This is a genomic window from Lysinibacillus sp. RU7 (genome assembly GCF_057837305.1).
The window spans coordinates 1-245 of record NZ_JBYQFK010000250.1; the positions used below are offsets into that span (position 1 = coordinate 1).

Genomic DNA, 245 nt, shown 5'->3' on the forward strand with positions numbered 1-245 from the left:
GCGTCTCGGAAGAAGACCGTGAGATACGACAAGCGAAAATACAGGCGGCGCAACCGCATCGAGATCATGTTCGGCCGCCTGAAGGACTGGAGCCGCGTCGCAACTCGATACGATCGCTGCCGGGAAACCTTCTTCTTAGCCATCGCTCGCCGCAACAGTCCTGTTTGGCTCTGAAACTCAATAAGTCTGGAGCCTTAACCTCGTCCAATTCCATTTTATAATGATTCGACACCACTATCTTCACG

General features: G+C 52.7%; 1 pseudogene. It reads left to right on the forward strand.

Annotation, left to right across the window (positions count from 1 at the left end):
* A pseudogene (locus tag AC3II9_RS22300) lies at positions 1–184 on the forward strand (transposase); the annotation flags it as partial.
* Positions 185–245: the final 61 nt, after the last annotated feature.